Annotated in this window: 27 protein-coding genes and 2 pseudogenes; 21 read left to right on the plus strand and 8 right to left on the minus strand. The window is 70.4% G+C overall.

From position 1 onward, the window contains the following. Both AS96_RS07575 and AS96_RS07580 read right to left on the minus strand, forming a co-directional pair. Positions 1 to 312, minus strand: a pseudogene (locus tag AS96_RS07575) (adenylosuccinate lyase); the annotation flags it as partial. A gap of 10 nt (positions 313 to 322) precedes the next feature. Further along, positions 323 to 826: a low molecular weight protein-tyrosine-phosphatase gene (locus AS96_RS07580; protein WP_036287804.1), complete on the minus strand. Its 504-nt coding sequence runs from the start codon at positions 824 to 826 to the stop codon at positions 323 to 325. Between the two features lie 128 nt (positions 827 to 954). On the opposite strand from AS96_RS07580, the gene AS96_RS07585 reads away from it, so the two are divergent. Together AS96_RS07585 and AS96_RS07590 are read left to right on the plus strand one after the other, a co-directional pair. Next, complete coding sequence (locus AS96_RS07585; RefSeq protein WP_036287805.1) at positions 955 to 1,206, plus strand: hypothetical protein; 252 nt, start codon at positions 955 to 957, stop codon at positions 1,204 to 1,206. Further along, the gene (locus AS96_RS07590; RefSeq protein ID WP_036287808.1) at positions 1,203 to 2,531 is read left to right on the plus strand and encodes a hypothetical protein; all 1,329 of its coding nucleotides are present in this window, start codon (positions 1,203 to 1,205) and stop codon (positions 2,529 to 2,531) included. The genes AS96_RS07585 and AS96_RS07590 overlap by 4 nt, the downstream gene beginning before the upstream one ends. Before the next feature lie 16 nt (positions 2,532 to 2,547). On the opposite strand, the gene AS96_RS07595 is transcribed toward AS96_RS07590, so the two are convergent. Then, positions 2,548 to 2,949, minus strand: coding sequence for a phage holin family protein (locus AS96_RS07595; RefSeq protein ID WP_005051743.1), 402 nt, complete (start codon positions 2,947 to 2,949; stop codon positions 2,548 to 2,550). A gap of 79 nt (positions 2,950 to 3,028) precedes the next feature. On the opposite strand from AS96_RS07595, the gene AS96_RS07600 reads away from it, so the two are divergent. From AS96_RS07600 to AS96_RS07620, 5 genes are all read left to right on the plus strand, one after another. Further along, complete coding sequence (locus AS96_RS07600) at positions 3,029 to 4,099, plus strand: histidinol-phosphate transaminase (RefSeq protein WP_036287810.1); 1,071 nt, start codon at positions 3,029 to 3,031, stop codon at positions 4,097 to 4,099. Between the two features lie 93 nt (positions 4,100 to 4,192). After that, a complete protein-coding gene (locus AS96_RS07605) occupies positions 4,193 to 5,320 on the plus strand; it encodes a thiamine pyrophosphate-dependent enzyme (protein WP_016463999.1) in 1,128 nt (375 codons plus the stop codon). Further along, positions 5,320 to 6,297, plus strand: a complete 978-nt coding sequence (locus AS96_RS07610; protein WP_005051746.1) for an alpha-ketoacid dehydrogenase subunit beta — start codon at positions 5,320 to 5,322, stop codon at positions 6,295 to 6,297. The genes AS96_RS07605 and AS96_RS07610 overlap by 1 nt, the downstream gene beginning before the upstream one ends. Before the next feature lie 123 nt (positions 6,298 to 6,420). Next, a complete protein-coding gene (locus tag AS96_RS07615) occupies positions 6,421 to 7,746 on the plus strand; it encodes a dihydrolipoamide acetyltransferase family protein (protein ID WP_036287812.1) in 1,326 nt (441 codons plus the stop codon). A gap of 31 nt (positions 7,747 to 7,777) precedes the next feature. After that, complete coding sequence (locus tag AS96_RS07620) at positions 7,778 to 8,404, plus strand: MarC family protein (protein WP_036287814.1); 627 nt, start codon at positions 7,778 to 7,780, stop codon at positions 8,402 to 8,404. A 15-nt stretch (positions 8,405 to 8,419) separates the two neighbouring features. Here the strand turns inward: AS96_RS07620 and AS96_RS07625 are convergent, their stop codons facing one another. After that, positions 8,420 to 8,653: a hypothetical protein gene (locus tag AS96_RS07625; protein ID WP_036287816.1), complete on the minus strand. Its 234-nt coding sequence runs from the start codon at positions 8,651 to 8,653 to the stop codon at positions 8,420 to 8,422. A gap of 61 nt (positions 8,654 to 8,714) precedes the next feature. Beyond that, the gene (locus tag AS96_RS07630; RefSeq protein ID WP_231477160.1) at positions 8,715 to 9,206 is read right to left on the minus strand and encodes a manganese efflux pump MntP; all 492 of its coding nucleotides are present in this window, start codon (positions 9,204 to 9,206) and stop codon (positions 8,715 to 8,717) included. Between the two features lie 294 nt (positions 9,207 to 9,500). Here AS96_RS07630 and AS96_RS07635 point away from each other — a divergent pair, with 294 nt between their 5' ends. Genes AS96_RS07635 through AS96_RS07670 form a run of 8 tightly spaced genes read left to right on the plus strand, consistent with a single transcriptional unit; the run spans position 9,501 to position 16,417 of the window. After that, positions 9,501 to 10,439, plus strand: a complete 939-nt coding sequence (locus tag AS96_RS07635; protein WP_036287820.1) for a metal ABC transporter solute-binding protein, Zn/Mn family — start codon at positions 9,501 to 9,503, stop codon at positions 10,437 to 10,439. Positions 10,440 to 10,468: 29 nt separating this feature from the next. Then, positions 10,469 to 11,275, plus strand: a complete 807-nt coding sequence (locus AS96_RS07640; RefSeq protein WP_231477162.1) for a metal ABC transporter ATP-binding protein — start codon at positions 10,469 to 10,471, stop codon at positions 11,273 to 11,275. After that, the gene (locus AS96_RS07645; RefSeq protein WP_036287834.1) at positions 11,272 to 12,132 is read left to right on the plus strand and encodes a metal ABC transporter permease; all 861 of its coding nucleotides are present in this window, start codon (positions 11,272 to 11,274) and stop codon (positions 12,130 to 12,132) included. The genes AS96_RS07640 and AS96_RS07645 overlap by 4 nt, the downstream gene beginning before the upstream one ends. Before the next feature lie 56 nt (positions 12,133 to 12,188). Next, complete coding sequence (locus tag AS96_RS07650) at positions 12,189 to 12,611, plus strand: Fur family transcriptional regulator (protein WP_036287838.1); 423 nt, start codon at positions 12,189 to 12,191, stop codon at positions 12,609 to 12,611. Then, positions 12,601 to 13,611 carry a permease gene (locus AS96_RS07655; RefSeq protein ID WP_051039652.1) on the plus strand — a complete coding sequence of 337 codons (1,011 nt, stop codon included), beginning with the start codon at positions 12,601 to 12,603 and terminating at the stop codon, positions 13,609 to 13,611. The genes AS96_RS07650 and AS96_RS07655 overlap by 11 nt, the downstream gene beginning before the upstream one ends. Next, a complete protein-coding gene (locus AS96_RS07660) occupies positions 13,604 to 14,335 on the plus strand; it encodes a TIGR03943 family putative permease subunit (RefSeq protein ID WP_051498792.1) in 732 nt (243 codons plus the stop codon). Before AS96_RS07655 ends, AS96_RS07660 begins: the two co-directional genes overlap by 8 nt. Continuing rightward, positions 14,325 to 15,749, plus strand: a complete 1,425-nt coding sequence (locus AS96_RS07665; RefSeq protein WP_036287855.1) for an Ig-like domain-containing protein — start codon at positions 14,325 to 14,327, stop codon at positions 15,747 to 15,749. The genes AS96_RS07660 and AS96_RS07665 overlap by 11 nt, the downstream gene beginning before the upstream one ends. Then, positions 15,746 to 16,417 carry a DNA-3-methyladenine glycosylase gene (locus AS96_RS07670; protein WP_036287880.1) on the plus strand — a complete coding sequence of 224 codons (672 nt, stop codon included), beginning with the start codon at positions 15,746 to 15,748 and terminating at the stop codon, positions 16,415 to 16,417. The genes AS96_RS07665 and AS96_RS07670 overlap by 4 nt, the downstream gene beginning before the upstream one ends. Before the next feature lie 6 nt (positions 16,418 to 16,423). Here AS96_RS07670 and AS96_RS15700 read toward each other — a convergent pair whose 3' ends face one another. Next, a complete protein-coding gene (locus AS96_RS15700) occupies positions 16,424 to 16,696 on the minus strand; it encodes a LysR substrate-binding domain-containing protein (protein WP_231477164.1) in 273 nt (90 codons plus the stop codon). 130 nt (positions 16,697 to 16,826) lie between these two features. Further along, positions 16,827 to 16,946: pseudogene (locus AS96_RS15965) on the minus strand (hypothetical protein); the annotation flags it as partial. Here AS96_RS15965 and AS96_RS07680 point away from each other — a divergent pair. From AS96_RS07680 to AS96_RS07705, 6 genes are all read left to right on the plus strand, one after another. Continuing rightward, positions 16,945 to 17,394, plus strand: coding sequence for a hypothetical protein (locus AS96_RS07680; protein WP_036287858.1), 450 nt, complete (start codon positions 16,945 to 16,947; stop codon positions 17,392 to 17,394). The pseudogene AS96_RS15965 and the gene AS96_RS07680 sit on opposite strands and share 2 nt — an antisense overlap. Positions 17,395 to 17,605: 211 nt before the next feature. Then, positions 17,606 to 17,842 (plus strand): 50S ribosomal protein L28, encoded by a 237-nt coding sequence (gene rpmB, locus AS96_RS07685; RefSeq protein ID WP_005051771.1) that lies wholly within the window; start codon positions 17,606 to 17,608, stop codon positions 17,840 to 17,842. Further along, entirely contained in the window at positions 17,842 to 18,012 is a 171-nt protein-coding gene (gene rpmG, locus AS96_RS07690; protein ID WP_005051772.1) for a 50S ribosomal protein L33, read from the plus strand. Before rpmB ends, rpmG begins: the two co-directional genes overlap by 1 nt. 4 nt (positions 18,013 to 18,016) lie before the next feature. Continuing rightward, positions 18,017 to 18,322 carry a 30S ribosomal protein S14 gene (gene rpsN, locus AS96_RS07695; RefSeq protein ID WP_005051773.1) on the plus strand — a complete coding sequence of 102 codons (306 nt, stop codon included), beginning with the start codon at positions 18,017 to 18,019 and terminating at the stop codon, positions 18,320 to 18,322. A 281-nt stretch (positions 18,323 to 18,603) separates the two neighbouring features. Continuing rightward, on the plus strand, positions 18,604 to 18,882 hold the full coding sequence (locus tag AS96_RS07700; RefSeq protein ID WP_005051774.1) for an HU family DNA-binding protein: 279 nt from the start codon (positions 18,604 to 18,606) through the stop codon (positions 18,880 to 18,882). Positions 18,883 to 18,975: 93 nt separating this feature from the next. After that, positions 18,976 to 20,964, plus strand: a complete 1,989-nt coding sequence (locus tag AS96_RS07705) for a cytochrome c oxidase assembly protein (RefSeq protein ID WP_036287883.1) — start codon at positions 18,976 to 18,978, stop codon at positions 20,962 to 20,964. Between the two features lie 20 nt (positions 20,965 to 20,984). Here AS96_RS07705 and AS96_RS07710 read toward each other — a convergent pair whose 3' ends face one another. Beyond that, the gene (locus tag AS96_RS07710; protein WP_051498794.1) at positions 20,985 to 22,082 is read right to left on the minus strand and encodes a hypothetical protein; all 1,098 of its coding nucleotides are present in this window, start codon (positions 22,080 to 22,082) and stop codon (positions 20,985 to 20,987) included. Positions 22,083 to 22,129 lie beyond the last annotated feature (47 nt).

Below are 22,129 nucleotides of genomic sequence, written 5' to 3' on the forward strand. Positions count from 1 at the left end.
CTCGGTGGAGGCGAGCCACTCGATCTCCGCCGCGCCGAACGCGCGGTAGAGCTCGCGGAGGGCGTCCTTCTGGTCGGCCGTGAGCGCCGTCGAGCCGAACAGGCCGCGATCGGTGAGCGTGATGATCCACTCCACCTCGACCTCGACGCGCGCACGGTTGAGGCCGGCCTCCGACAGGTACGCCGACAGGTCGGCGACGGCGCCGCGGTAACGGCCGTCAAGCGGGCTGAGGGGCTGGTGGGCGAGGGTGTTCGCGGTGGTCACGACGCGGGCTCCGATCACGGTGTCTGTCGACGCGCGGCCGGTGCGCACAACGACAGGCTCACAACGGACGGATGGCCGGTTCGAGCTGCCGGAAGAGCGCCCGACTCGCGCTCTCGATCATACCGAGCACGTCGTCGAACATCTCCGGGCCGGCGTAGTACGGGTCGGGGACGTCCAGGTTGCCGTGCGCCTCGGGGTCGAAAGAGAGCAGGAGCGCGAGCTTGTCGGCATCCGTCGTCGTGCGCGCCCAGCTCGCGAGGATGCGCTCGTGCGAGCGGTCGAGGGCGACCACGAGGTCGTTGCGCTCGAAGTCGTCCAGCGTGAACTGACGGGCGCGGTGGCGTGCGCCGTCGTAGCCGCGCCGCGCGAGCGCCTCGAGGGTGCGGCTGTCGGCGCGTTCGCCCACGTGCCAGTCGCCCGTCCCTGAGCTGGTCGACACGACGCGAGCGCCGAGGCCGGCGCGGTCGGCGATGTCGCGGAAGACGATCTCGGCCATGGGGGAGCGGCAGATATTGCCGGTGCAGACGAACACGACGCGAAACGGTGCGGCGTGGGCAGTCACCTCCCCATTGTGGTGCAGGTCGACGGCCGCACGAAAGACCTCCTCCCCACGCGGGCGGCGCGCCGCGCCTGTCCACGGATGTCGAGACCGTCGCACGGCGCTGCGCAGCCCGGGCCGACGATCGTCCTGTGGACCGACTCGCGGATATCGCCGATGCCCGGGCCCTCCTGCGTCAGGCGCGTGAGACTCTCGTGGAGTCGAATCTGCGGATGCTCGGGCTGCGGGCCGACGCGCAGTGGGCGACCACGGCGGCAGAACCCATCCGGGAGCGTCTCGACGCCTGCGCGCACCTGAGCGCGGTCGCGATCGATGACATCGACACCTGGGACCTTGACCTGGCTCAGGCGGCCGAGCGGGCGCTCATCGAGGCGGCAGGATGAGCGACGACGTCGACATCCGCTCCGGCGGGCTCGTCGCGGTCGACACCGATGCGCTGCGAGAGCTGTCCGGCGCCCTCGGGCCGATCTCGGCTCGTCTCGATGAGGTCGCAGAAGCGCTCGCCGGCGCCGGGACCGCGTCGCTGGCTGCTGGGCTCTGGGTTCCCGATCCCGCCGGGCGGGCGCGGGAGGCGCACGCGATCGCCACCGACCTCTCGCGCACGCTCGACACGCTCGCCCAGACGTACGACCTCGCCGAGAAGGAGGCGCTCCACGCGCTCCACGGCACACGCGACGTCGACGTCATGCAGCTCGCGGCGGCACGGATGCAGGCCGAGGGGGATGTCGCGGCGGCGGCGAAGCGGCTCGCGGCCGAGTGGATCGAGGGCCGTCACCGCGACATCGAAGACCAGATGCGAGACAGCGCCCTCATGCTCGGGGTGTACGGCCCGCTCGGACCCGCCCTGACGCAGCTGACCGCCGCCGTCCGCCGCGCCGGTCGGGGCACGGTGCCCGCCGCGGCGCCCCCGTTGCGGCCCGGGGCAGAGACGGCATCCGTCGAGGAGATCAGCACGCATCGCGCGACCGGTGCCGACGCCGCGCCGCGCGGACTGGTCGACGTCATCGATCGGATGCCGGGACAGGACGGCCTCGACGATGCGCGCGTGCGCGTGGAGGAGTACCGCTACGCGTCCGGCGAGCGCGAGTTCGTGGCCTACATCGCGGGAACCCGCGCCGCGTTCGCGGCGGACGAGCCGTGGGACATGACCTCCAACCTCCAGCTGTACTTCGGTGCCCAGTCGTCGTCGTACCTCGCGGTGGAGCGCGCGCTGACGGCGGCGGGGGCGGTCGCGGGAGATCGCGTGCACGTGTTCAGTCACTCGCAGGGTGGCATGATCGCGGCCTACCTGGCGCGGGACGGCGACTTCGACGTCGTGACCGAGGTCAGCTTCGGCAGCCCCGTCCAGGCCGAACAGGCCGACGGTGTGCTCTCGGTCGCCGTCCGGCACACGGACGATCCGGTCGCGGCGCTCGCGGTCGGCGGCTTTCCGGGTGTCTCGGGCTCTGGCGACAGTGTCGTCGTCGAACGCGAGGCCGATCCCATGCCGCGGTGGAGCGATGCGACGTTCGCGGTGCACCAGCTCGACGCCTACCGCGAGACGGCGGCGATGGTCGACGCTTCGGCCGATCCGCGCATCGCGGTGCTCCGCGAGCGGCTCGCACCTCTGGCGGGCGCGGCCGTCGTCACCTCGACGGTCTACGGCGCCCACCGAGAGCAGGCCCGCTCGGCGGATCGACGACGGCGCTCGGGAGGAGGAGGGCTCTGACGAGGAGGCGCGACCGTCAGCTGCGGCGCTTCTTCTCCTGCGGGCGCAGCAGAATGCCGAACACCCAGTTGATGAGCGAGATGAGGATCGCGGCGACGACGCCGAGCCAGAAGCTCTCGACGGTCAGGCCCCAGCCCCACGAACTGGTGACCCACGCCGTGATCCACAGCAGCAGCCCGTTGATGACGAACGAGATGAGCCCGAGCGTCAGGATGTACAGCGGGATCGCGACGATCTTGATCACGGTGCCGATGATCGTGTTGACCAGCGCGAAGATCGCGGCGACGGCGAGCAGCGTCAGTACGAGCTGCAGGGTCTCACCGGGCGCGAACGGCGTCACCCCGACCCGGAGGGCGGGGATGAGGGTCACGACCCAGATGGCGAAGGCGTTGACGACGACGCGGACGATGAAGCGCATGGTGCTCACAGTCTTCCACGCGGATGCCGCGCTCGAAAGGCTTCACTCCAGGTCGCAGCGCCCCTCGTAGACTCGACGCGTGACCGATCTGCCCGTGCGCATCCGCCCCGAGATCGCCGCCCTCCCCGCCTACAAGCAGGGAAAGCAGGCCGGCGCCGAGGCATTCAAGCTGTCCAGCAACGAGAACCCCTTCGCCCCGCTGCCGAGCGTCGTGGCGGCCGTGCAGGCGGCCATCGCCGTCAACCGCTACCCCGATGCCTCGTCGCCGCGCCTGCGGTCTCGTCTCGCCCAGCGCTTCGGCGTCGGTGACGACGCGGTGCACATCGCGGCCGGCTCGGTGTCGATCCTCTTCCAGCTCGCCCAGGCCACCAGTGGACCGGGCGATGAGATCCTCTTCTCCTGGCGTTCGTTCGAGGCCTACCCGAGCCTGGCGACGGTGGCCGGCGCGACGGCCGTCACCGTGGCGAACGATGCGGCCGGCGGCCACGACCTGGACGCGATGGCCGACGCCGTCACCGAGCGCACCCGCATGATCATCGTCTGCAGCCCGAACAATCCGACGGGTCCGGTGGTGACCCAGGCGGGCTTCGATGCGTTCCTCGCCCGCGTCCCGAATGACGTCCTCGTCATCCTCGACGAGGCGTACGCCGAGTTCGTCACCGATCCGGATGCCGTGGCCGGCGGCGACGTCATCGCCGCCGGGCACGCGAACGTCGTCGTGCTGCGCACCTTCTCGAAGGCCTACGGGCTCGCCGGCCTGCGCGTCGGCTACGCCGTCGGCGACCCACGCATCCTGGCGGCCGCGCGTAGCACCGGCATCCCCCTGTCGGTGACGGCCGCCGCCGAGGAAGCGGCCCTGGCCAGCCTGGATGCCGAGGAGGAGCTGCTCGAGCGCGTGCGCACCCTCGCCGCGCACCGCGACGACCTGGCCGCACGGCTGCGCGCGACGGGGTGGGACGTTCCCGAAGCGCAGGGCAACTTCGTCTGGCTGCCGGCCGGCGCGCGTGCGCTCGAGGTCGCCGCGGCGTTCGAGGAGGCCGGTCTGATCGTCCGCCCCTTCGCCGGCGACGGTGTGCGTATCTCCATCGGCGAGCACGAGGCGATCGAGCCGATCGTTCGGGTCGCGGCATCCGTCGCTCCGCGTCCATAGTTCCTGCGCGTTGTGGTCGGCGCACGGCGGATCGCGATTCCCGTTGTCGATCCCATGCAGTCGGACGCATGCGCGGGGCGTTAGCGTGGGAACATGACCCCGCCTGACGACCCGGCCCTCGTGCGCGTTCTGGCGGCGGACGGGACGTTCGCCCCCACGCCCGAAGCCGAGCGGTATCTGCCCCTCATCGACGCGCTCTCCGATGCCGAGCTCGAGACGTTCTACCGCGACATGGTTCTCGTGCGCGCCTTCGATCGGCAGGCCACCAACCTGCAGCGGCAGGGCCAGCTCGCCCTGTGGCCGCCGTCGCTCGGTCAGGAGGCCGCCCAGGTCGGGTCTGTGCGCGCCGCCCGGCCGCAGGATCACCTGTTCCCGTCGTACCGCGAGCACGTCGTCGCCACCACCCGCGGTGTCGACCCGATCGACATCATCCGCGTGATGCGTGGTCTGACGCACGGCGGCTGGGACCCGACCGACCCGAAGAACGGCAACGTCCACATCTACACGCTCGTTCTCGGGTCGCAGACGCTGCACGCGACCGGCTTCGGCATGGGCCTCGTCTTCGACAAGCGCTGCGGCACGGGCGACCCGGCACGCGATGAAGCCGTGGTCGTCTACTACGGCGACGGCGCCTCGAGCCAGGGTGACGTGCACGAGGCCATGGTCTTCGCGAACACCTACCGCACGCCCGAGGTGTTCTTCCTGCAGAACAACCACTGGGCGATCTCGGTTCCGGTCGCGACGCAGTCGCGGGCGCCTCTCTACCGCCGCGGGGCGGGCTACGGCATGCCTTCGATCCTCGTGGACGGCAATGACGTGCTGGCCAGCTACGCGGTCTCCAAGCTCGCGCTCGACGAGGCGCGCGCCGGCGAGGGGCCCCGCGCGATCGAGGCGATGACCTACCGCATGGGCGCCCACACGACGAGCGACGACCCCACCAAGTACCGCACGTCCGACGAGGAGCAGTCGTGGGCGCGGCGCGATCCGATCGCCCGCATGCGCGCGTATCTGCAGGCGCGGGGCGCGGCGGCATCCTTCTTCGACGACGTGGATGCCGCGGCCCAGGCCTACGCCGACGACGTGCGCGTGCGCACCAACGCGCTCGGCACGATCGAGCCGGAGTCGATGTTCGCGCACGTCTACAGCGAGGATCACCCGTTGATGGTGGAGCAGCGTCGCTGGCTCGCCGATTACGAGGCGTCGCTGGAGGGAGGAGTCTGATGGTGGAGTCCATGCCTCTGGCGAAGGCGCTCAACGCGGGTCTTCGCGCCGCGATGGCCGCCGACGACCACGTTCTGCTCATGGGTGAGGACATCGGCCGCCTCGGCGGCGTGTTCCGTGTGACGGAAGGCCTGCAGGCTGAGTTCGGTGAGCAGCGTGTGCTCGACACCCCGCTCGCGGAGTCGGGCATCGTCGGCACCGCGATCGGGCTTGCGATGGCGGGGTTCCGTCCGATCATCGAGATCCAGTTCGACGGCTTCGTCTTCCCCGCCTTCGACCAGATCACGACGCAGCTCGCGAAGCTGACCAACCGACACGAGGGCGCCCTGCAGATGCCCGTCGTCATCCGCATCCCGTACGGCGGCCACATCGGGGCCGTCGAGCACCACCAGGAGAGCCCGGAGGCGTACTTCACGCACACCGCGGGGTTGCGAGTCGTCTCCCCCTCGACCGCGAACGACGCGTACTGGATGATCCAGGATGCCGTGCGCTCGCCCGACCCGGTGATCTTCCTCGAGCCGAAGGCCAAGTACTGGATGAAGGGCGACGTCGACACGGTCGAGCGCCCCCTGCCCCTCCACGCGTCGCGGCTCGTGCGCCGCGGCACCGACGTCACGCTCGTCGGCCACGGTGCGATGGTGACGACGCTGCTGCAGGCCGCCGCGCTCGCCGAGAGCGAGGGCACCTCGTGCGAGGTGATCGATCTGCGCTCGCTCTCGCCGATCGACTACGGCCCCATCCTCGACTCGGTGCGCCGCACCGGTCGCATGGTCTACGCCCAGGAGGCGCCCGGGTTCACGTCGGTGGGCTCGGAGGTGGCCGCGACCGTCATGGAGCGGGCGTTCTTCGCTCTGGAAGCGCCGGTGCTGCGCGTGTCGGGCTTCGACGTGCCGTTCCCGCCCGCCAAGCTCGAGGGCACCTACCTCCCGGATGCCGACCGCATCCTCGAGGCCGTCGACCGCGCCCTGGCCTACTGACCGCCCCCGCCCCGCCCCGCCCATGATCGCGAGACACCATCCCTGCACCGAGACACGCGTCGTAGCCCCGTGTCTCGGTGCGCATCACGTGTCTCGCGGACTCACGCCCTGAAGGAGAACGACATGAGCGAGCAGATCTTCCACCTGCCGGACGTCGGCGAAGGCCTCACCGAGGCCGAGATCGTCCAGTGGCGCGTCGCACCCGGCGACACCGTCGAGGTCAACGACGTGCTCGTCGAGATCGAGACGGCCAAGTCGCTGGTCGAGCTGCCGTCGCCGTTCTCCGGCACCGTCGGCGAGCTCCTCGCCCCCGAAGGTGAGACCGTCACGGTCGGGGCCCCCATCATCACGATCGGCGGCGCGGCGGCGGATGCCGAGACCCCCGCACCCGCACAGCCCGAGCCGGCCGCGGCACCCGACGACGGCGGCGCCGTGCTGGTCGGCTACGGCACGGGCGCCGGCGCAACCTCTCGCCGCAAGCGCCCGGCCGAGCGCGCCGAGACCGTGCGGGCCTCCGTCGGCGTCGTCGCCAAGCCGCCGGTGCGAAAGCTCGCGCGCGACCTGGGCGTCACCCTCGCCGAGGTCACCCCCACGGGTCCCGCCGGTGAAGTCACCCGCGACGACGTCGTGCGCCACGCCGAGCAGGCGAGCGTCTTCCGCAACATCGCGACGCCCACCGCGCCCGCCGAGCGGGAGCAGACGATCCCGGTCTCCGCCGCGCCCGTCCCCGCACCGCCGGTCGGTGAGCGCGAAGAGGCGATTCCGGTCAAGGGCGTGCGCAAGGCCACGGCCTCGGGCATGGTGCGCTCCGCCTACACCGCGCCGCACGTCTCGGTGTGGACCGACGTCGACGCGACGCGCACGATGGAGCTCGTCAAGCGGCTGAAGGCGTCGCCCGACTTCGCCGACATCAAGGTCTCGCCGCTGCTGATCATGGCGCGCGCGGTGATCTGGGCGGTGCGGCGCACGCCGTTGATCGGCGCCGCATGGATCGACAAGGAAGACGGCTCGGCCGAGATCCGGGTGCGCAACTACGTCAACCTCGGCATCGCCGCCGCGACGCCGCGGGGCCTGCTCGTGCCGAACATCAAGGACGCCCAGGACCTGAACCTCCGCGAGCTCGCCAAGGCGCTCGAGAAGCTGACACTGACGGCCCGAGAGGGAAAGACCACGCCGGCCGATCAGCAGGGCGGCACGATCACGATCACGAACATCGGCGTCTTCGGGATGGATGCCGGCACCCCGATCATCAACCCGGGCGAGTCGGGCATCGTCGCGATGGGCACGATCCGCCAGAAGCCGTGGGTCGTCGACGGCGAGGTGCGTCCCCGCTTCGTCACCACGGTCTCGGGCTCGTTCGACCACCGCGTGATCGACGGCGACGGGATGAGTCGCTTCATCGCCGATGTCGCATCGGTCCTGGAGGAGCCGGCGCTGCTGCTGGACTGACCCCCGGCATCCGCTGCGACACAATGAAGGCATGCTGACCGTCTTCGTCGCCGCCCTCGCGGCGCTCGTCCCGATCACGAATCCGCCCGGGGCGGTTGCGGCCTACGCCGGGCTGTCCGCCCACCTCGACGAGGCCGACCGGCGCCGGCAGTCGTGGCTCACGGGCATCTACGTCGCCGCCATCCTGACCGTCTTCGCGCTGCTCGGAACCCTGATCCTGCAGTTCTTCGGCATCTCGCTGGGCGCGCTGCAGATCGCCGGCGGCCTCGTGGTGATGCACTCCGGGTTCGGCATGGTCGTGCCGCGCGCGCTGGGCGCGGGGGCCTCGGATGCCGAGAAGGAGCATGCCGCCACGAAGACGGACATCAGCTTCTCGCCGATGGCGCTGCCGCTCATCGCCGGCCCCGGTGCGATCGGCGTGATCGTGGGACTCGCGGCGCGCAATCCCGGCATCCTGGACCGCGTCGGGATCGTGCTCGCCGTCCTCGTCATCGCGGCGGTGATCGCGGTGCTCCTGCGCTACGGCACGCCGCTGGCCGAGAAGCTCGGTCCGACCGGTGTCGGCGCGATCACCCGCGTGATGGGGTTTCTCATCCTGGCCATCGGCGCAGAGATCCTCGTGCACGGCCTGACCGCCGCGCTGCCGGGCCTCGCCTGAGCGGACGGCGCCTCCTCAGCGCGCCCGCGGGTCGTCGACGGGGTCGACGACGGGATGGAAGTTGCCCGACAGGTTCGCCGGCTGCAGCACGTCGCCGAGGCCGCCGCGCTTGCCCGTCCAGAGCGACGGGCCGCGCACACCGGGAAGCTGCGTGAGCACACTGCCGGTGAACCGGCCTTCGGGCGGAATGTACGGGTTCGCCTTGCGGTTCGCGCGCCACGTGCGGAACCGATCGATCAGTCGCGTCATGACACCCTCCTCCTGTTCACGGTAGGTCCTCGCCGCGTCGCGGGCAAGAAGGAGGGGGCCGTCAGGCGGTGAGGTGCTCGATGAGGATCTGCGTACCGATCCCGATCAGCACCAGGCCACCGACGATCTCCGCCGGGCGGCGAAAGCGCGTGCCGATGCGGTAGCCGATGAAGACGGCGAGGAACGACAGTGCGAACGTGACGAGTCCGATCGTGGTGACGGCGATCGCGACGTCCACGTTCAAGAAGGCGAAGGACACCCCGACGGCGAGCGCGTCGATGCTCGTCGCGACCGACAGGAGCACCACCTCGCGCACGCTGAAGGCCTCGATGTCGTGCACGTGCTCGGGGTGCTCCGCGTCCACCGGGGCGTCGGGGCTCAGCGCCTCCCACAGCATCTTCCCGCCGACCAGCGCGAGCAGGCCGAACGAGATCCAGTGGTCCCACGGCGCGATCGCGTCGGCGAACGTCGAACCGAGCAGCCAGCCGAGCAGCGGCATGATCGCCTGCGACACCCCGAATGCGGTCGCGAACACGAGCGCCGTGCGCAGCACGTGCGCGCGCAGCTGCAGGCCCTTTCCGAGGGCGACGGCGAAGGCATCGGCGGAGACGCCGAGCGCGAGCAGCAGCAGAGTCCAGGGGGAGATGACGGCTCCTCGAGAGGCGAAGGCGACAGCGGAGGGGTCGCAGAGAACGTGACACGGTCGTTCGCGAGCGCCGTCGGACGCGAGGACTGAAGAACAGCCTGTCGGCGGCGCGGCCTCGACTTCAAGCGGAGGCTATGAACTGACAGCATTTCGGCCACCCTGGTTTTGATAACGATTATCAGTAGTCCTAGGCTGGACGGTATGAAGCGTCCCGTCGTCCTCCTGTCCGCCCTCGTCGCGGCATCCGCCCTCGCCCTCACCGGCTGTTCCAGCTCCGCTACCTCGTCGCCCAGCGGCTCCGCGTCCGCGGGCGGCACGATCTCGGTCGTCGCCTCCACCAACGTCTACGGCGACATCGTCAAGACGATCGGAGGTGACCACGTCGAGGTCACCTCGCTCATCGCCGACGAGAGCAAGGATCCGCACGAGTTCGAGGCGACCGCGGCCGATCAGCTCGACGTCCAGAACGCGCAGCTGCTCATCGAGAACGGCGGCGGCTACGACCCGTTCATGGCGTCTCTGAAGGATGCCGCGAAGTCGACCGCCCCGCTGATCAGCGCCGTCACCTTCTCGCCCGAGTGGACGGGCTCCGACCCCACCGCGGCCGTCGCCGGCTTCAACGAGCACGTCTTCTACGACCCGCAGACCATCGCCGCCGTCGCCGATGAGATCGCGAAGCAGCTCGGCACGCTCGACCCCGCCGACGCGAGCGCGTTCACCGCCAACGCCACGGCGTTCCGCAGCGACATCGATGGGAAGGTCACGCCGATCCTGGGCGATATCTCCAAAGCCCACAGCGGCGCCGAGATCTTCGTCACCGAGCCCGTGCCGCTGTACCTCGCCGAGGCCGCCGGACTGAAGAACGTCACCCCGCCCGCCTTCAGCGAAGCCGTCGAAGAGGGCCAGGACGTCCCGCCGGCGACACTTCTCGACGCGCTCACGCTCATCGGTGGGGGATCGGTGAAGATCCTCTTCGTGAACGCCCAGGCCGCGGGTGCCGAGACCACGCAGGCCGAGGCGAAGGCCGCGGCGGCGAACGTGCCCGTCATCAAAGCCTCGGAGCTGCTTCCGGAGGGCCAGAACTACGTATCGTGGATGACTGACATGGCTACGCAGATCAAGACCGCGCTGGGTTCGTGACCCCCGCCTCCGCTCTTCCCCTTCGCATCATGGCCGCTGCGCTCTCGCGCAGCGGCCATGAGCTGTGGCGCGGCCTCGACCTCGAGTTGCAGCCGGGCGAACTGGTCGCGGTGCTCGGGCCCAGTGGTGCTGGCAAGACCACGCTTCTTCGCGCCGTCCTCGGCCTCGAGCGCCTCAGTGCGGGCTCGATCGAGGCGCTCGGAGAGCCCGTGCGCCGGGCCGGGAATCGTCGCATCGGCTACATTCCGCAGCAGCGCCCGCTGCCCCGGCACACGGCGATGCGCGGCCGCGATCTCGTCCGTCTCGGTGTCGACGGCCACCGCTTCGGCTTCCCGGTGCGCCGCCGCGGCGACCGCGAGCGCGTGCAGACACTGATCGATGCCGTCGGGGCCACGGTCTTCGCCGATCGCCCCGTGGGCCTGCTCTCCGGGGGCGAGCAGCAGCGGCTGCGCGTGGGACAGGCGCTCGCCGACGAGCCCGGTCTGCTGCTGTGCGATGAGCCGTTGACCAGTCTCGACCTGGCCAATCAGCGTGACGTCATCGACCTCATCGACCGCTACCGCACCGCCAGCGGCGCCGGCGTGCTGCTGGTCACGCACGACATCAACCCCGTGCTGGAGAAGGTCGATCGCATCCTCTACCTCACCGGCGGCCGTTTCACCGTCGGCAGCCCGGACGAGGTCCTGACCTCCGAGACCCTCACCGCCCTGTACGGCACACCGGTGCACGTCGCCCGTGTCGGCGGGCGCCTGGTCGTGGTCGGCGCCCCCGACTCGGATGCCGACCACCACCATCACGGCGACGCCGTCGTCGCACCCGCGGGAGGTGTCGCGTGAGCTGGGGAGACATCGGCAACGCGCTGTTCGGCGGGATGGCGCGCTACGGCGACATCCTCGCCCTGGTGCAGAACTCCGTCTGGGCCGGCGCGGTGCTCGGCATCATCGGCGGACTCATCGGCGTGTTCGTCCTGCAGCGCGACATGGCCTTCGCCGTGCACGGCATCAGCGAGCTGTCCTTCGCCGGCGCGGCGGCGGCGCTCCTTCTCGGCGTCGACGTCGTCACGGGCTCGATCGTGGGCTCGCTCATCGCGGCGGGTCTCATCGGCTGGCTGGGCGCGCGCGCCCGCGACCGCAACTCGATCATCGGCGTGCTCATGCCGTTCGGGCTGGGTATCGGCATCCTGTGCATCTCGCTCTACAACGGCCGCAGCGCCAACCGCTTCAGCCTGCTGACCGGTCAGATCGTGTCGGTGCAGAGCGATCAGCTGACGGTGCTGATCGTCTTGAGCGCGATCGTGCTCGTGGGACTGCTGCTCATCTGGAGACCACTGAACTTCGACTCGCTCGACCCGCAGTCGGCCGCCGCGCGCGGCGTGCCGACGACGGTCGTCTCGTTCGCGTTCATGATCCTGTTGGGCATCGTCGTGGCGGTGGCGGTGCACATCATCGGTGCCCTCCTGGTGCTCTCGCTGCTGGTGACGCCGGCGGCGGCGGCGATGCGGGTCTCCACCGGCCCCATCGCCGTGCCGCTGCTGGCCGCCGGCTTCGGCGTCACCGCGGCGGTGGGCGGCATTCTGCTCGCCATCGCGGGAACGCTGCCGGTGAGCCCCTACATCACGACGCTGTCGTTCCTCATCTACCTCGTCTGCCGCGTCGTCGACGGCGTGCGTCGGCGCGGCACGGTCGAGGCGTGACATCGTCCAGCGCACGCGTCCAGCCGGCTCCTAGACCCCGCGGGTAGACTCCCGGCATGGCCCAGCGCAACACCTGGCAGCGCGATCGCGTGCGCGAGGCGTTGACCGACGCCCCCGGTTTCGTCAGCGCCCAGGCGCTGCACGCGACCCTGCGCGACGAGAACACGGGCATCGGACTGGCCACCGTCTACCGGGCGCTCGCGACGCTCGCCGCCAGCGGCGAGGCCGATCAGCTGCAGAGTCCCGACGGCGAAGCCATCTACCGCGCGTGCTCGACGACCGGTCACCATCACCACCTGATCTGCCGCTCGTGCGGTCTCGCCGTCGAGATCGAGGCCCACGAGGTCGAAGCGTGGGCGCAGCGCACCGCCGCCGCGCACGGTTTCACCGCCGCCGAGCACGTCGTCGACATCTTCGGCTTCTGCGCCTCCTGCTCCGCGCTGCGCGCCGCCGATCCGGTCGGAGAGCGTGTCGACTGAGGTGCGCGTCGCGCCGGCCCGTCCCCTGGTGGCCGTCGGCATCGGCGCGCTGGTGGTGGCCGCGCTCATCGCGGTCGCTTTCCTCGCCCCGGGGCCTGCCTTGCCGACCCGGCTGCAGGACGGTCTCACCCTCTCCATCAGCGTCCTGATCGAGTCGCTCCCCTTCGTGATCCTCGGCGTCCTGCTGTCGATCGTGGTGCAGGTGTGGGTGCCGGCCGGTGCGATCGAACGATGGATGCCGCGGGCACCGTGGGCGCGGCGGGCGGTGCTGTCGCTCCTGGGCATGCTCATCCCCGTCTGCGAGTGCGGAAACGTCCCCTTCGCGCGCGGTCTCATGATGCGCGGGCTGGGGGTCGCCGAGACGCTCACCTTCCTGATCGCCGCGCCGATCGTAAACCCGATCGTGATCATCACCACGCACCAGGCGTTCGGGTTCGACGATGGCATCCTCATCGCGCGCCTCCTCGGCGGCTATGCGGTCGCGAACCTCATCGGGTGGCTCTACAGCCGGCATCCCGACCCCGATGGCCTCATCACGGATCGCTTCCGTGCCAGCTGCGAGATCTCGCTCGAGAACGCGGCGCACGGCCGCGGGCCGGGCAAGGCGCAGCAGAGCCTCGCCCAGTTCGTCGTCGAACTGCGCGCCGTCATGCCCGCGCTCGTGATCGGCTCTGCCCTGGCCGGCGCCGTGCAGGTGCTCGTGCCGCGCTCGGCGCTGCTGGCGATCGGATCGAACCCCGCGCTGTCGATCGTGGCCATGATCACGCTCGCGATGATCGTGTCGATCTGCTCGAACGTCGACGCCTTCTTCGCGCTCTCGTTCGCCTCGACCTTCACGCCCGGCTCGATCGTCGCGTTCCTGCTCGTGGGTCCGCTCGTCGACGTCAAGATGCTCGCGCTGCTGCGCACCACCTTCCGCTCGAAGGTGCTGGTCGGGCTCGTCGTGATCGTCGTGCTGTTCGCCGTGGCCGTCGGATCGGTGGTGAACCTCCTTGCGTGAACTGATCGGATCGCGCCTGCTCGGGGTGGGACTGGCGGCGGGCCTGGCCGCGGTCACGGTGGTGCTGTGGCTGAACGGCCAGCTGGCGCTGTACATCAACCCCTCGTCGAACTGGTTCGCGGTGCCGATGGCGATCATCGCCCTCGTCGGTGCGGTGATCAGCTTCGCCCTGCCGAAGGGCGCCGAATCCGACCACGGGCACGATCACGACCACGGCCACGAGCGCCGCGGCGGCTGGGGTACCGCCGCGACCGTGACCGGCGGTGTGCTGTCGGTCGGCGTCGTCGCGGCGATCATGCTGACGCCTCCGGCGACGCTGTCCGCCGAGCTCGCGATGCAGCGCGACACGGGTGCCCCACCGCTGTTCCAAGGCTCCGACACCGTGGCGCTGGCCTCCACGGGCGACACCTCGAAGTTCGGTGTCGGGGCGTGGGCGAGCGTGTTCGCGACGGCGACGAACCCCGAGGCGTTCGACGGCGACACCATCACGCTCACCGGGTTCGTGACCCCCACCGACGGCGGATTCGGACTGACGCGCCTGGTCATCACGCACTGCGTCATCGATGCGCAGCCGGCGAGTGTGCCGGTTGCCTCCGGCGACATCCCGGCCACCGGCACGTGGGTCACCGTGACGGGCACGATCCGCGATGCCGGGGGACGACTGCAGATCCAGCCGGCCTCCGTGCAGACGGTCGATCAACCCAAGGATCCGTATGAGTACTGAGCGCGCGACGCGTCGTGAGCGCCCACGTCGCCGCCGCTCCCGCGCCTTCCTCGCGGGGTTCGCGATCGTCGTGGCCGCGCTGGCCGTCGTCGGTCTCGCCGGCGCCGCGGTGACGGTCGCGCAGGGGCCGCGCGTGACGAACGTGAGTGTCGACCCGGATGCCGCGGTCAGCGCGGCCGGCTCGCGGCTGATCATCACGACCACCCAGTCCCTCGCCAAGGTCACGCCGACCCAGGTCACCGTCTCGCCCGCCGCGCCTTTCACCGTGGACACGTCCGGACGCAGCGTGGGCATCCGCTTCACCCAGCCGCTGTGGGACGACACCTCGTACACCGTGACGATCGATGGGGTCAGCGGCATCGGCGGCGGCCCGACGGCATCCGTCTCGCAGAGCTTCACCACGCCCGCGCTGCAGGCCTTCGTCCTGCAACGGGGCGACGGCGGCGACCGGATCCTGCGCACCGGCCTCGCCGGTCAAGACCCCGAACCGGTCTACACCAACGCGCAGATCGAAGACTTCCGTGCGACCGCCGGTCATCTCGTCATGTCGACGCTCGACGACGACAAGAAGTCGCACCTCGTGGTCACCGATCTCGACGGCGGCAACGTGCGCGAGCTCGCCCTCCCCGGCGACGGCACGGTCACCGACCTGCAGAGCGCCGATCGGGGCGATCTCATCGGCTACACCTACACGGATGCCACCGTCGGCACGCCGGGCGCTCGCGAAGCCCGGCTGTTCACGGCCTCGCTCGCCTCCGCGCAGAGCGATGCGCAGCCGACGATGATCCAGCGCAGCGGCGGCGAGTCCCGCGTCGACGACTGGCGGTTCGTGCCCGGCACCGACAGCATCCTCATGCTCACCTACGACGGCGCCCTCACTCTCATCTCCCCGTCCGGCGGCGACCCGGTCACCCTCGGCAACGCCGTGTCGATCGACGGCATCGCGCGCGGCACGACCACCGCGATCGTCGAGCGTGTGGAAGGACCCGCGGCCATCGATCTGGCCACGGCCAAGCAGGTCGACCTGCCGCCGACCGACAAAGCGCTGGGGCAGACCAACAAGATGGTGCCGATGAGCAACGGCGACACGCTGCGGGTGCTCGCCGTCGTCGACGGCTTCACGGTGCGCTCCACCACCGTCAACGTCGTCGACACCGCGGGAAAGGCGACACCGGTCTTCTCCGTCGACCCGAAGGACATCCTCATCCAGTCGTGCGTGTCGCCGAGCGGGAGGTACGCCGCGTTCCTCGTGGCCCCGGATGCCGTGTCGAACCCGTACGACGGGTACAAGCTGCCGATGCCGACGCACCTGCGCACCCACGTCGTGGCCCTCTCCGGCGCGGAGGCGGGAACCGAGGTCGGCGCGCTCGCGGGCTTCGACATCTCGTGGTGCCAGACGCCGCCGCGCACATGAGCGAGCGCTCGGGCCTGATTCCCGCGACCCGGGCAGCGCTCACGGCGCTGCCGGTGGAGGTGGCGCCGCGCCTGCTCGGCGGTGTGCTGGAGGTGACGATCGGCGACGCACGCGTGGCGGTGCGTCTGACCGAGGTCGAGGCCTATCACGGCGCCGGGACCGGCCCGGAGGCCGACCCCGGATCGCACGCGCGGATGGGGCGGACGGCCCGCAACGCGACGATGTGGGGCCCACCGGGTCATCTCTACGTCTACCTGAGCCACGGCATCCATTCCTGCGTCAACGTCGTGTGCGGGCCGCAGGGACAGGCCGGCGGAATCCTGCTGCGCGCCGGCGAGGTGATCGACGGCGAGCAGATCGCCTTCGCGCGTCGGCCCACGGCGCGCGTGGCCCGCGATCTCGCGCGCGGCCCCGGCCGGCTCGGGGATGCCGTGGGCCTGCGCCACCCCGTCCACGACGGCATCGACGCGATCGTGGGCGTCCCGCGGGCCGGCGCCGTCGCCCGTCTGTGGCTGCCGGTGGCGGCCCGCTCCGACATCGCGTCGGGACCTCGCGTCGGGGTCGCGGGCGTCGCCGGCACGGCCGCGTTCCCCTGGCGGTTCTGGGTGGACGGCGACCCGACGGTGTCCGCGTTTCGCTGGGGGCGCGGGGCGGGGCCGACCGGCTGAGCCGCGTCATCCGGCCGCGACGAACGCGGGGATGTCGCCGACCGCCGAGACCTCGGTCGCCACCTCGCGCACCAGCCCGGCGCGGGTCAGGGCTCGTTCGAGGAGCACGCGGTGACCGAAGCCGTGCGGAGCGTCGATCCATGATTCGGCCGCCAGGCGTTCGAGGGGAACCTCCGGCAGCGCGCTGAGTGCATGCCCGTCGGGGAGCAGTGCCACGAAGGGCGAGCGTACGAGCTCGACCGTCTCCAGGTCGGGCAGCTCCCCGGACGGCAGCCCCATGAAGGCCCTCGACGCGACCGGTCGCCGCGCTCTGCAATCGGCTCGTCGCGTCGACGATCTCACGAGCGGGCTCCAGCAGCTGCTCGCCGGCGGCGGTGAGCGCGACGCGGCGGCCGGAGCGTTCGATAAGCCGGGTTCCCATGCGCTGCTCGAGAGTCTGGATGCCGGCCGACACCGTCGACTGCACGCGTACAGCCGAGCCGCGGCTCGCGTGAAGCTCGATTCCTCCGAGCGCGCATCCTGAGGTCATGACCACCACCAGCCTCCCCGCCGCCGGCGCGCCCGCCTCGGCATCCGCCCGCACACCGCGACGCTCCCGCGCGGCGCACTCCGCCGGCTTCTGGACGGCCGTGCTCGCCTTCGCCATCGCGATGGCGTTCTCGACCATTCCCACTCCGATCTACGCGCTCTATCAGCAGCGCGACGGCTTCTCGCCGATCGTGGTGACCGTCATCTTCGCCGCCTATGCCGTCGGTGTCGCCGTCGCGCTCGGCGCCCTGGCCGCTTTCGTGATCCGCGGCGAGGAGCTCGCGGCGATCTTCCTGATCGCCTATGTCGGACTCGCCGTGCCGACCCTGCTGATCGGAGCCGCCCTCGCGTGGCTCGCCCTACCCGTCGTCCTCGGGGTCTTCGCCGGTTTGATGCTCGTCCTGATCTCGGTGGCGACACCTCGCATGGTGCGCCGCCTCGCGGCGTGATCGGCGACGGCGCGACGTCAAGCCGACACGCCCGGCCGTGCTAGACTGACTCTTTGTCTGCGCGCACTCCAGCACGCAGTTCGTATCCCACCACGTTTCGACTCGCCTCCGGCTCGCTCAACGACCGGCGGAGGAGTCCGATCCCACCTGGGATGCAGACAAGGGATCTTGGGTGGCACCGTCCGGTGTCACGGTACTAAGGAGAATCACTATGGCAGCAGTGTGCCAGGTGACCGGAGCTGTTCCCGGCTTCGGTCACAACATCTCGCACTCGCACCGCCGGACGAAGCGCCGCTTCGACCCGAACGTGCAGAAGAAGACCTACTACGTTCCTTCGCTCGGTCGCAAGATCACGCTGAACGTGTCGGCCAAGGGCATCAAGGTCATTGACGCCCGCGGCATCGAGTCGGTCGTCAAGGACCTCATCGCGAAGGGTGTGAAGCTCTAATGGCGAAGAAGGCTCAGGACGTTCGTCCGATCATCAAGCTCCGGTCGACCGCCGGCACGGGGTACACCTACGTGACGCGTAAGAACCGTCGCAACAACCCCGACCGCATCGTGCTGAAGAAGTACGACCCGGTGATCCGCAAGCACGTCGAATTCCGAGAGGAGCGCTGATCTCATGGCCAAGAAGAGCAAGATCGCGCGCAACAACCAGCGCGAGGAGGTCGTCGCCCGTTACGCCGAGAAGCGTGCCGAGCTGAAGAAGACCCTCGTCGACCCGAACGCGACCGACGAGGCCCGCGAGGCCGCCCGCGTCGGCCTGCAGAAGCTGCCCCGCAACGCGTCGCCCGTGCGCCTGCGTGGCCGCGACGCCATCGACGGTCGCCCCCGCGGCTACCTGTCGAAGTTCGGCATCTCGCGTGTCCGCTTCCGCGACATGGCGCACAAGGGCGAGCTGCCCGGTGTGACCAAGTCGAGCTGGTAAGCACCGACGCACACGTCTCGAAGGCCCGTCCCGTCAGGGGCGGGCCTTCTGCGTTCCCGTCCGGGGCCGAGCAGCAGGCGGATGCCGCGGTCACACCAGCCTCATCCGTCACCATTCGATGCCGACACGCCGGGGAAGATGACCTCAGGGGGGCGTAAATCCGCGGATTTCCGGGGATCGTAGGTATATTCGGGTGCGGTCCCATCGACCAAACCGGGCGTTCGCCGTCCGGTCCGATCTCACTGAAGGCGGCATCCGCTGCCGTCTGGAGGACAACCCCAATGGCTATCACCAAGACTGAGCTCGTCGCAAGCATCGCCAGCGCCACCGGCGAGAGCCAGGCCACCGTCGGCCGCGTCGTCGACGGCCTGTTCTCGGCTGTCTCCGAGGCCGTCGCCAAGGGCGAGAAGGTCACGATCCCCGGCTTCCTGTCGTTCGAGCAGGTCGCCACCGCCGCGCGCACGGGCCGCAACCCGCAGACGGGCGAGGAGATCAAGATCGCCGCCGGCAAGCGCGTCAAGGTCACCGCGGGCTCCAAGCTCAAGGCCGCCGTCAAGTAAGTACGGCCCTTCACGAGGGGGGATGCCGCTCGGCATCCCCCCTTCGGCGTGTCCGGCGCCGCGTAGGCTGGACGGGTGATCCCGACCCGTGTGATGCGTTTCGTGGGCCCGGCGATCCTCGTCGCGGCCGCCCTCGTCGCCCTCGTGCTCGGGCTCCTGTACGGTGGGGGCGCCGCCCCGCTGCTCGTCGGCGACGCCGGACCGGTCGTGCGCTGGGGGCTGCCGATCGTCACCCTCGGCGTGAACCTGTCGGCGGCGGGCATGATCGGATCCCTCGTACTCGCGCTTTTCGCGCTGCGCGCCGGGGAGCGCCCCTTCGACACGGCGTTGGACGTGGCATCCATCTCGGCCGCCCTCTTCACCGTCGTGAGCGGGTTCACCGCCTTCTTCACGTTCGTCAACATCTTCAATGCCACCCCGAACGCCGGCGCGGAGTTCGGCGGCCAGCTGGGGCGCTTTCTCGTGTCGACCGACCCGGGCCGCGCCTGGGCGCTGACCACCCTTGCCGGAGCCGCGCTGACGGTGCTCACCTTCGCCGTCCGTGGATGGACCTCGACGTTGTTCGTGGCCGCCCTGGCGATCGCCAGCCTCGTGCCGATGGCCACCCAGGGCCACTCCGGCGACGACGCCGGCCACAACATCGCCGTCTCCGCACTCGCGCTGCACATCATCGCCGCCGCCGCCTGGCTCGGCGGCCTGCTGCTGCTCACGGTGCTGCGACCCCAGCTGCGCGGCGCCGAGCTGGGCGACGCCCTCGCGCGGTACTCGAGCATCGCCCTGGTGGCCTTCGTCGTCGTCTCGCTCTCGGGGGTCGCGCGCGCGGCCGTCGGCATCGTCGAGCCCAAGTACCTGCTGTCCGCCTACGGGGTCCTGCTCGGCGTGAAGGTGGTCGCCCTGCTGCTGATGGGGGCGCTCGGCGCGCGGTACCGCACCGGGCTCATCTCCCGCATTCAGCGTGACGAGAAGCCGAGCGCAGAGCGCTCGTCGCGGCGGTTCTGGGGTCTGGTGACGCTCGAAATCGTCTTCATGGGCATCGCCAGCGGAGCGGCGGTGGCGCTGTCGCGCACGCCGCCGCCGGTCGACACGCGCCTTCCCGACGTCAAGACGCCGGCGGAGATCCTCACCGAGGTGCCCCTGCCCCCCGAACTGACCATCGCGCGCTGGTTCACGCAGTGGGACATCGACATCCTGTGGGCGTTCGCCGTCGGCTTCGGCCTCTTCTTCTACCTCGCCGGTGCGTGGCGTCTGCACCGCCGGGGCGATCGCTGGCCGATCTACCGCACGCTGCTGTGGGTGCTGGGCATGCTCTCCCTGCTCTGGGTGACGAGCGGTCCGATCAACGCCTATCAGGACTATCTGTTCAGCATGCACATGATGGGCCACATGCTGCTGACGATGGCCATTCCGATGATGCTCGTCTTCGGCGCCCCCGTCACTCTGGCCTCCCGGGCCATCGCCAAGCGCGACGACGGCTCGCGCGGGGGGCGTGAGTGGATCCTGTGGGCGGTGCACACGCCGTTCGCCCGCGTGGTCACCCACCCGCTGTTCGCGGCGGCGATGTTCGTCGGATCGCTCTGGGCGTTCTACTACACCGACCTCTTCCGATGGACGCTCTACGACCATCTGGGACACGAGTGGATGGTCGCCCACTTCCTCATCTCGGGATACCTGTTCGTGCAGTCACTCGTCGGCATCGACCCCGTGCCGTTGCGCTACCCCTACCCGTTCCGGCTGCTCACGCTGATCGGTGTGATGGCGATGCACGCGTTCTTCGGCATCTCGATCATGATGTCGTCGGGACTGTTCGTGGCCGAATGGTTCGGCTCGATGGGGCGCACGTGGGGGGAGGCCCCGCTGGTGGACCAGTACACCGGGGGCGGCATCGCGTGGTCGATCGGCGAGATCCCGACCCTGATTCTGGCGATCACGGTGGCGATCCAGTGGAGTCGCACCGACGAGCGTGCCCAGCGTCGCGGCGATCGTCATGCGGATCGGACGGGGGATGCCGAGCTGGAGGCGTACAACGCGAAGCTCGCGCAGCTCGCGGCCCGCGACGCACGGGAAGCCCGCCTCACACGCTGACGGCGGCAGCCCCGTCGGGCTCAGCCGCCGGACTGCACCTGGATCGAGGCGGTGCCGTCGGGGAGCATCGTGATCGTGCCGCCGACCCGGAACGGCACGTCCTCGTCGACGTGGGTCACCGAGCCGTCGAAGATCGACTTGATGTCGACGACCACGTGCGCCGCGGCGTTCGCGGGGACGATCGACCATCCGGCGCCATCGGCCTGCAGGGAGATCTTGGGCTGGTCGACCATGGACCACACCGGGGGCTCGAGGATGCGGTTGCGCACCTGCAGCCCGAACGGGCACCCGGTGGGCTGCAGCACCTGCTGGGTCGTGCAGGCGGTGAGGAACGACTCGACGCGCTCCTGCACGACATCGACGAAGGTGGAGGTCGGCTGGGTCTGGATGTCCACGGGCACCTCGGCCTGCGGCGTATCGGACAGAACCGCCACCCCCGGGCTGGAGGAGACCGGGGTGTCGACCGAGATCGAGTAGAGGCCGGGCGAGAACACGAGCAGCGCGACCGGCGTCAGCGGATCGGCGTTCGTGCCGTTGGGCGAGACCTGTCGGGTGTCGACCGCGAACCCGTTCACGGAGAAGGCGGTGGCACCGCGCAGGGTCAGATCGATCACCGCCAGCGGGCTCTGCGCGAATCGCCAGGTCGGTGCCAGTCCGACCCACCCCGCCCGCTCCACGCGGAACGTGGACGTGCCGGAGTGCGGGCCGGCGTGGTACGAGACCGTCACGAGCTCGACCCCGTCGGATTCCTGCTCGCCCACCACCCGGATGTCGCTGAGCGGGGCAAGCGCCGCGCGGCGCAGGAGGGCTTCGCTCGCATCGGTGGGAAGCCCGGCATCCGTGAGATCGGAGGATGCGATCGGCACGCCGGGCAGGGCGAGGGCTTCGGGGACGCGCCCCTGGCTGAGCAGATCGAGATAGCGCGTGACGAAGGCGCCGGGGCTGTACAGATCGCGGTACACCGTGGCGGTCGCCGCCCCGATCGCGCCCACCAGGAGCAGACCGACGACCGACAGGGCGGTCAGGTCGAACGCCAGTCGGCGGCTTCCGCGACGGGCCGGGGAACGGCGCGTCGCGGCATCCGTACCCGCCTCTGCGGCGCGCGCCTGCTCACCCACCACCCCGTCCACAGCTCCAGTCTAGGAAACCCTTCCTGATGGCTAGC

This window comes from Microbacterium sp. MRS-1 (assembly GCF_000585455.1).
In the GTDB taxonomy this organism is placed as follows: domain Bacteria; phylum Actinomycetota; class Actinomycetes; order Actinomycetales; family Microbacteriaceae; genus Microbacterium; species Microbacterium laevaniformans.

What these genes read in the sequence shown, in the direction of transcription:
- AS96_RS07680 (WP_036287858.1), top strand. Translation starts at nt 16,945, where the DNA reads ATGACCACCACCAGCCTCCCCGCCGCCGGCGCGCCCGCCTCGGCATCC.
- AS96_RS07665 (WP_036287855.1), top strand. Translation starts at nt 14,325, where the DNA reads ATGAGTACTGAGCGCGCGACGCGTCGTGAGCGCCCACGTCGCCGCCGC.
- AS96_RS07635 (WP_036287820.1), top strand. Translation starts at nt 9,501, where the DNA reads ATGAAGCGTCCCGTCGTCCTCCTGTCCGCCCTCGTCGCGGCATCCGCC.
- AS96_RS07615 (WP_036287812.1), top strand. Translation starts at nt 6,421, where the DNA reads ATGAGCGAGCAGATCTTCCACCTGCCGGACGTCGGCGAAGGCCTCACC.
- rpmG (WP_005051772.1), top strand. Translation starts at nt 17,842, where the DNA reads ATGGCGAAGAAGGCTCAGGACGTTCGTCCGATCATCAAGCTCCGGTCG.
- AS96_RS07700 (WP_005051774.1), top strand. Translation starts at nt 18,604, where the DNA reads ATGGCTATCACCAAGACTGAGCTCGTCGCAAGCATCGCCAGCGCCACC.
- AS96_RS07705 (WP_036287883.1), top strand. Translation starts at nt 18,976, where the DNA reads ATGCGTTTCGTGGGCCCGGCGATCCTCGTCGCGGCCGCCCTCGTCGCC.
- AS96_RS07620 (WP_036287814.1), top strand. Translation starts at nt 7,778, where the DNA reads ATGCTGACCGTCTTCGTCGCCGCCCTCGCGGCGCTCGTCCCGATCACG.
- AS96_RS07640 (WP_231477162.1), top strand. Translation starts at nt 10,469, where the DNA reads ATGGCCGCTGCGCTCTCGCGCAGCGGCCATGAGCTGTGGCGCGGCCTC.
- AS96_RS07590 (WP_036287808.1), top strand. Translation starts at nt 1,203, where the DNA reads ATGAGCGACGACGTCGACATCCGCTCCGGCGGGCTCGTCGCGGTCGAC.
- AS96_RS07605 (WP_016463999.1), top strand. Translation starts at nt 4,193, where the DNA reads ATGACCCCGCCTGACGACCCGGCCCTCGTGCGCGTTCTGGCGGCGGAC.
- AS96_RS07625 (WP_036287816.1), bottom strand. Translation starts at nt 8,653, where the DNA reads ATGACGCGACTGATCGATCGGTTCCGCACGTGGCGCGCGAACCGCAAG.
- AS96_RS07610 (WP_005051746.1), top strand. Translation starts at nt 5,320, where the DNA reads ATGGTGGAGTCCATGCCTCTGGCGAAGGCGCTCAACGCGGGTCTTCGC.
- AS96_RS15700 (WP_231477164.1), bottom strand. Translation starts at nt 16,696, where the DNA reads ATGGGGCTGCCGTCCGGGGAGCTGCCCGACCTGGAGACGGTCGAGCTC.
- AS96_RS07595 (WP_005051743.1), bottom strand. Translation starts at nt 2,949, where the DNA reads ATGCGCTTCATCGTCCGCGTCGTCGTCAACGCCTTCGCCATCTGGGTC.
- AS96_RS07650 (WP_036287838.1), top strand. Translation starts at nt 12,189, where the DNA reads ATGGCCCAGCGCAACACCTGGCAGCGCGATCGCGTGCGCGAGGCGTTG.
- rpsN (WP_005051773.1), top strand. Translation starts at nt 18,017, where the DNA reads ATGGCCAAGAAGAGCAAGATCGCGCGCAACAACCAGCGCGAGGAGGTC.
- rpmB (WP_005051771.1), top strand. Translation starts at nt 17,606, where the DNA reads ATGGCAGCAGTGTGCCAGGTGACCGGAGCTGTTCCCGGCTTCGGTCAC.
- AS96_RS07670 (WP_036287880.1), top strand. Translation starts at nt 15,746, where the DNA reads ATGAGCGAGCGCTCGGGCCTGATTCCCGCGACCCGGGCAGCGCTCACG.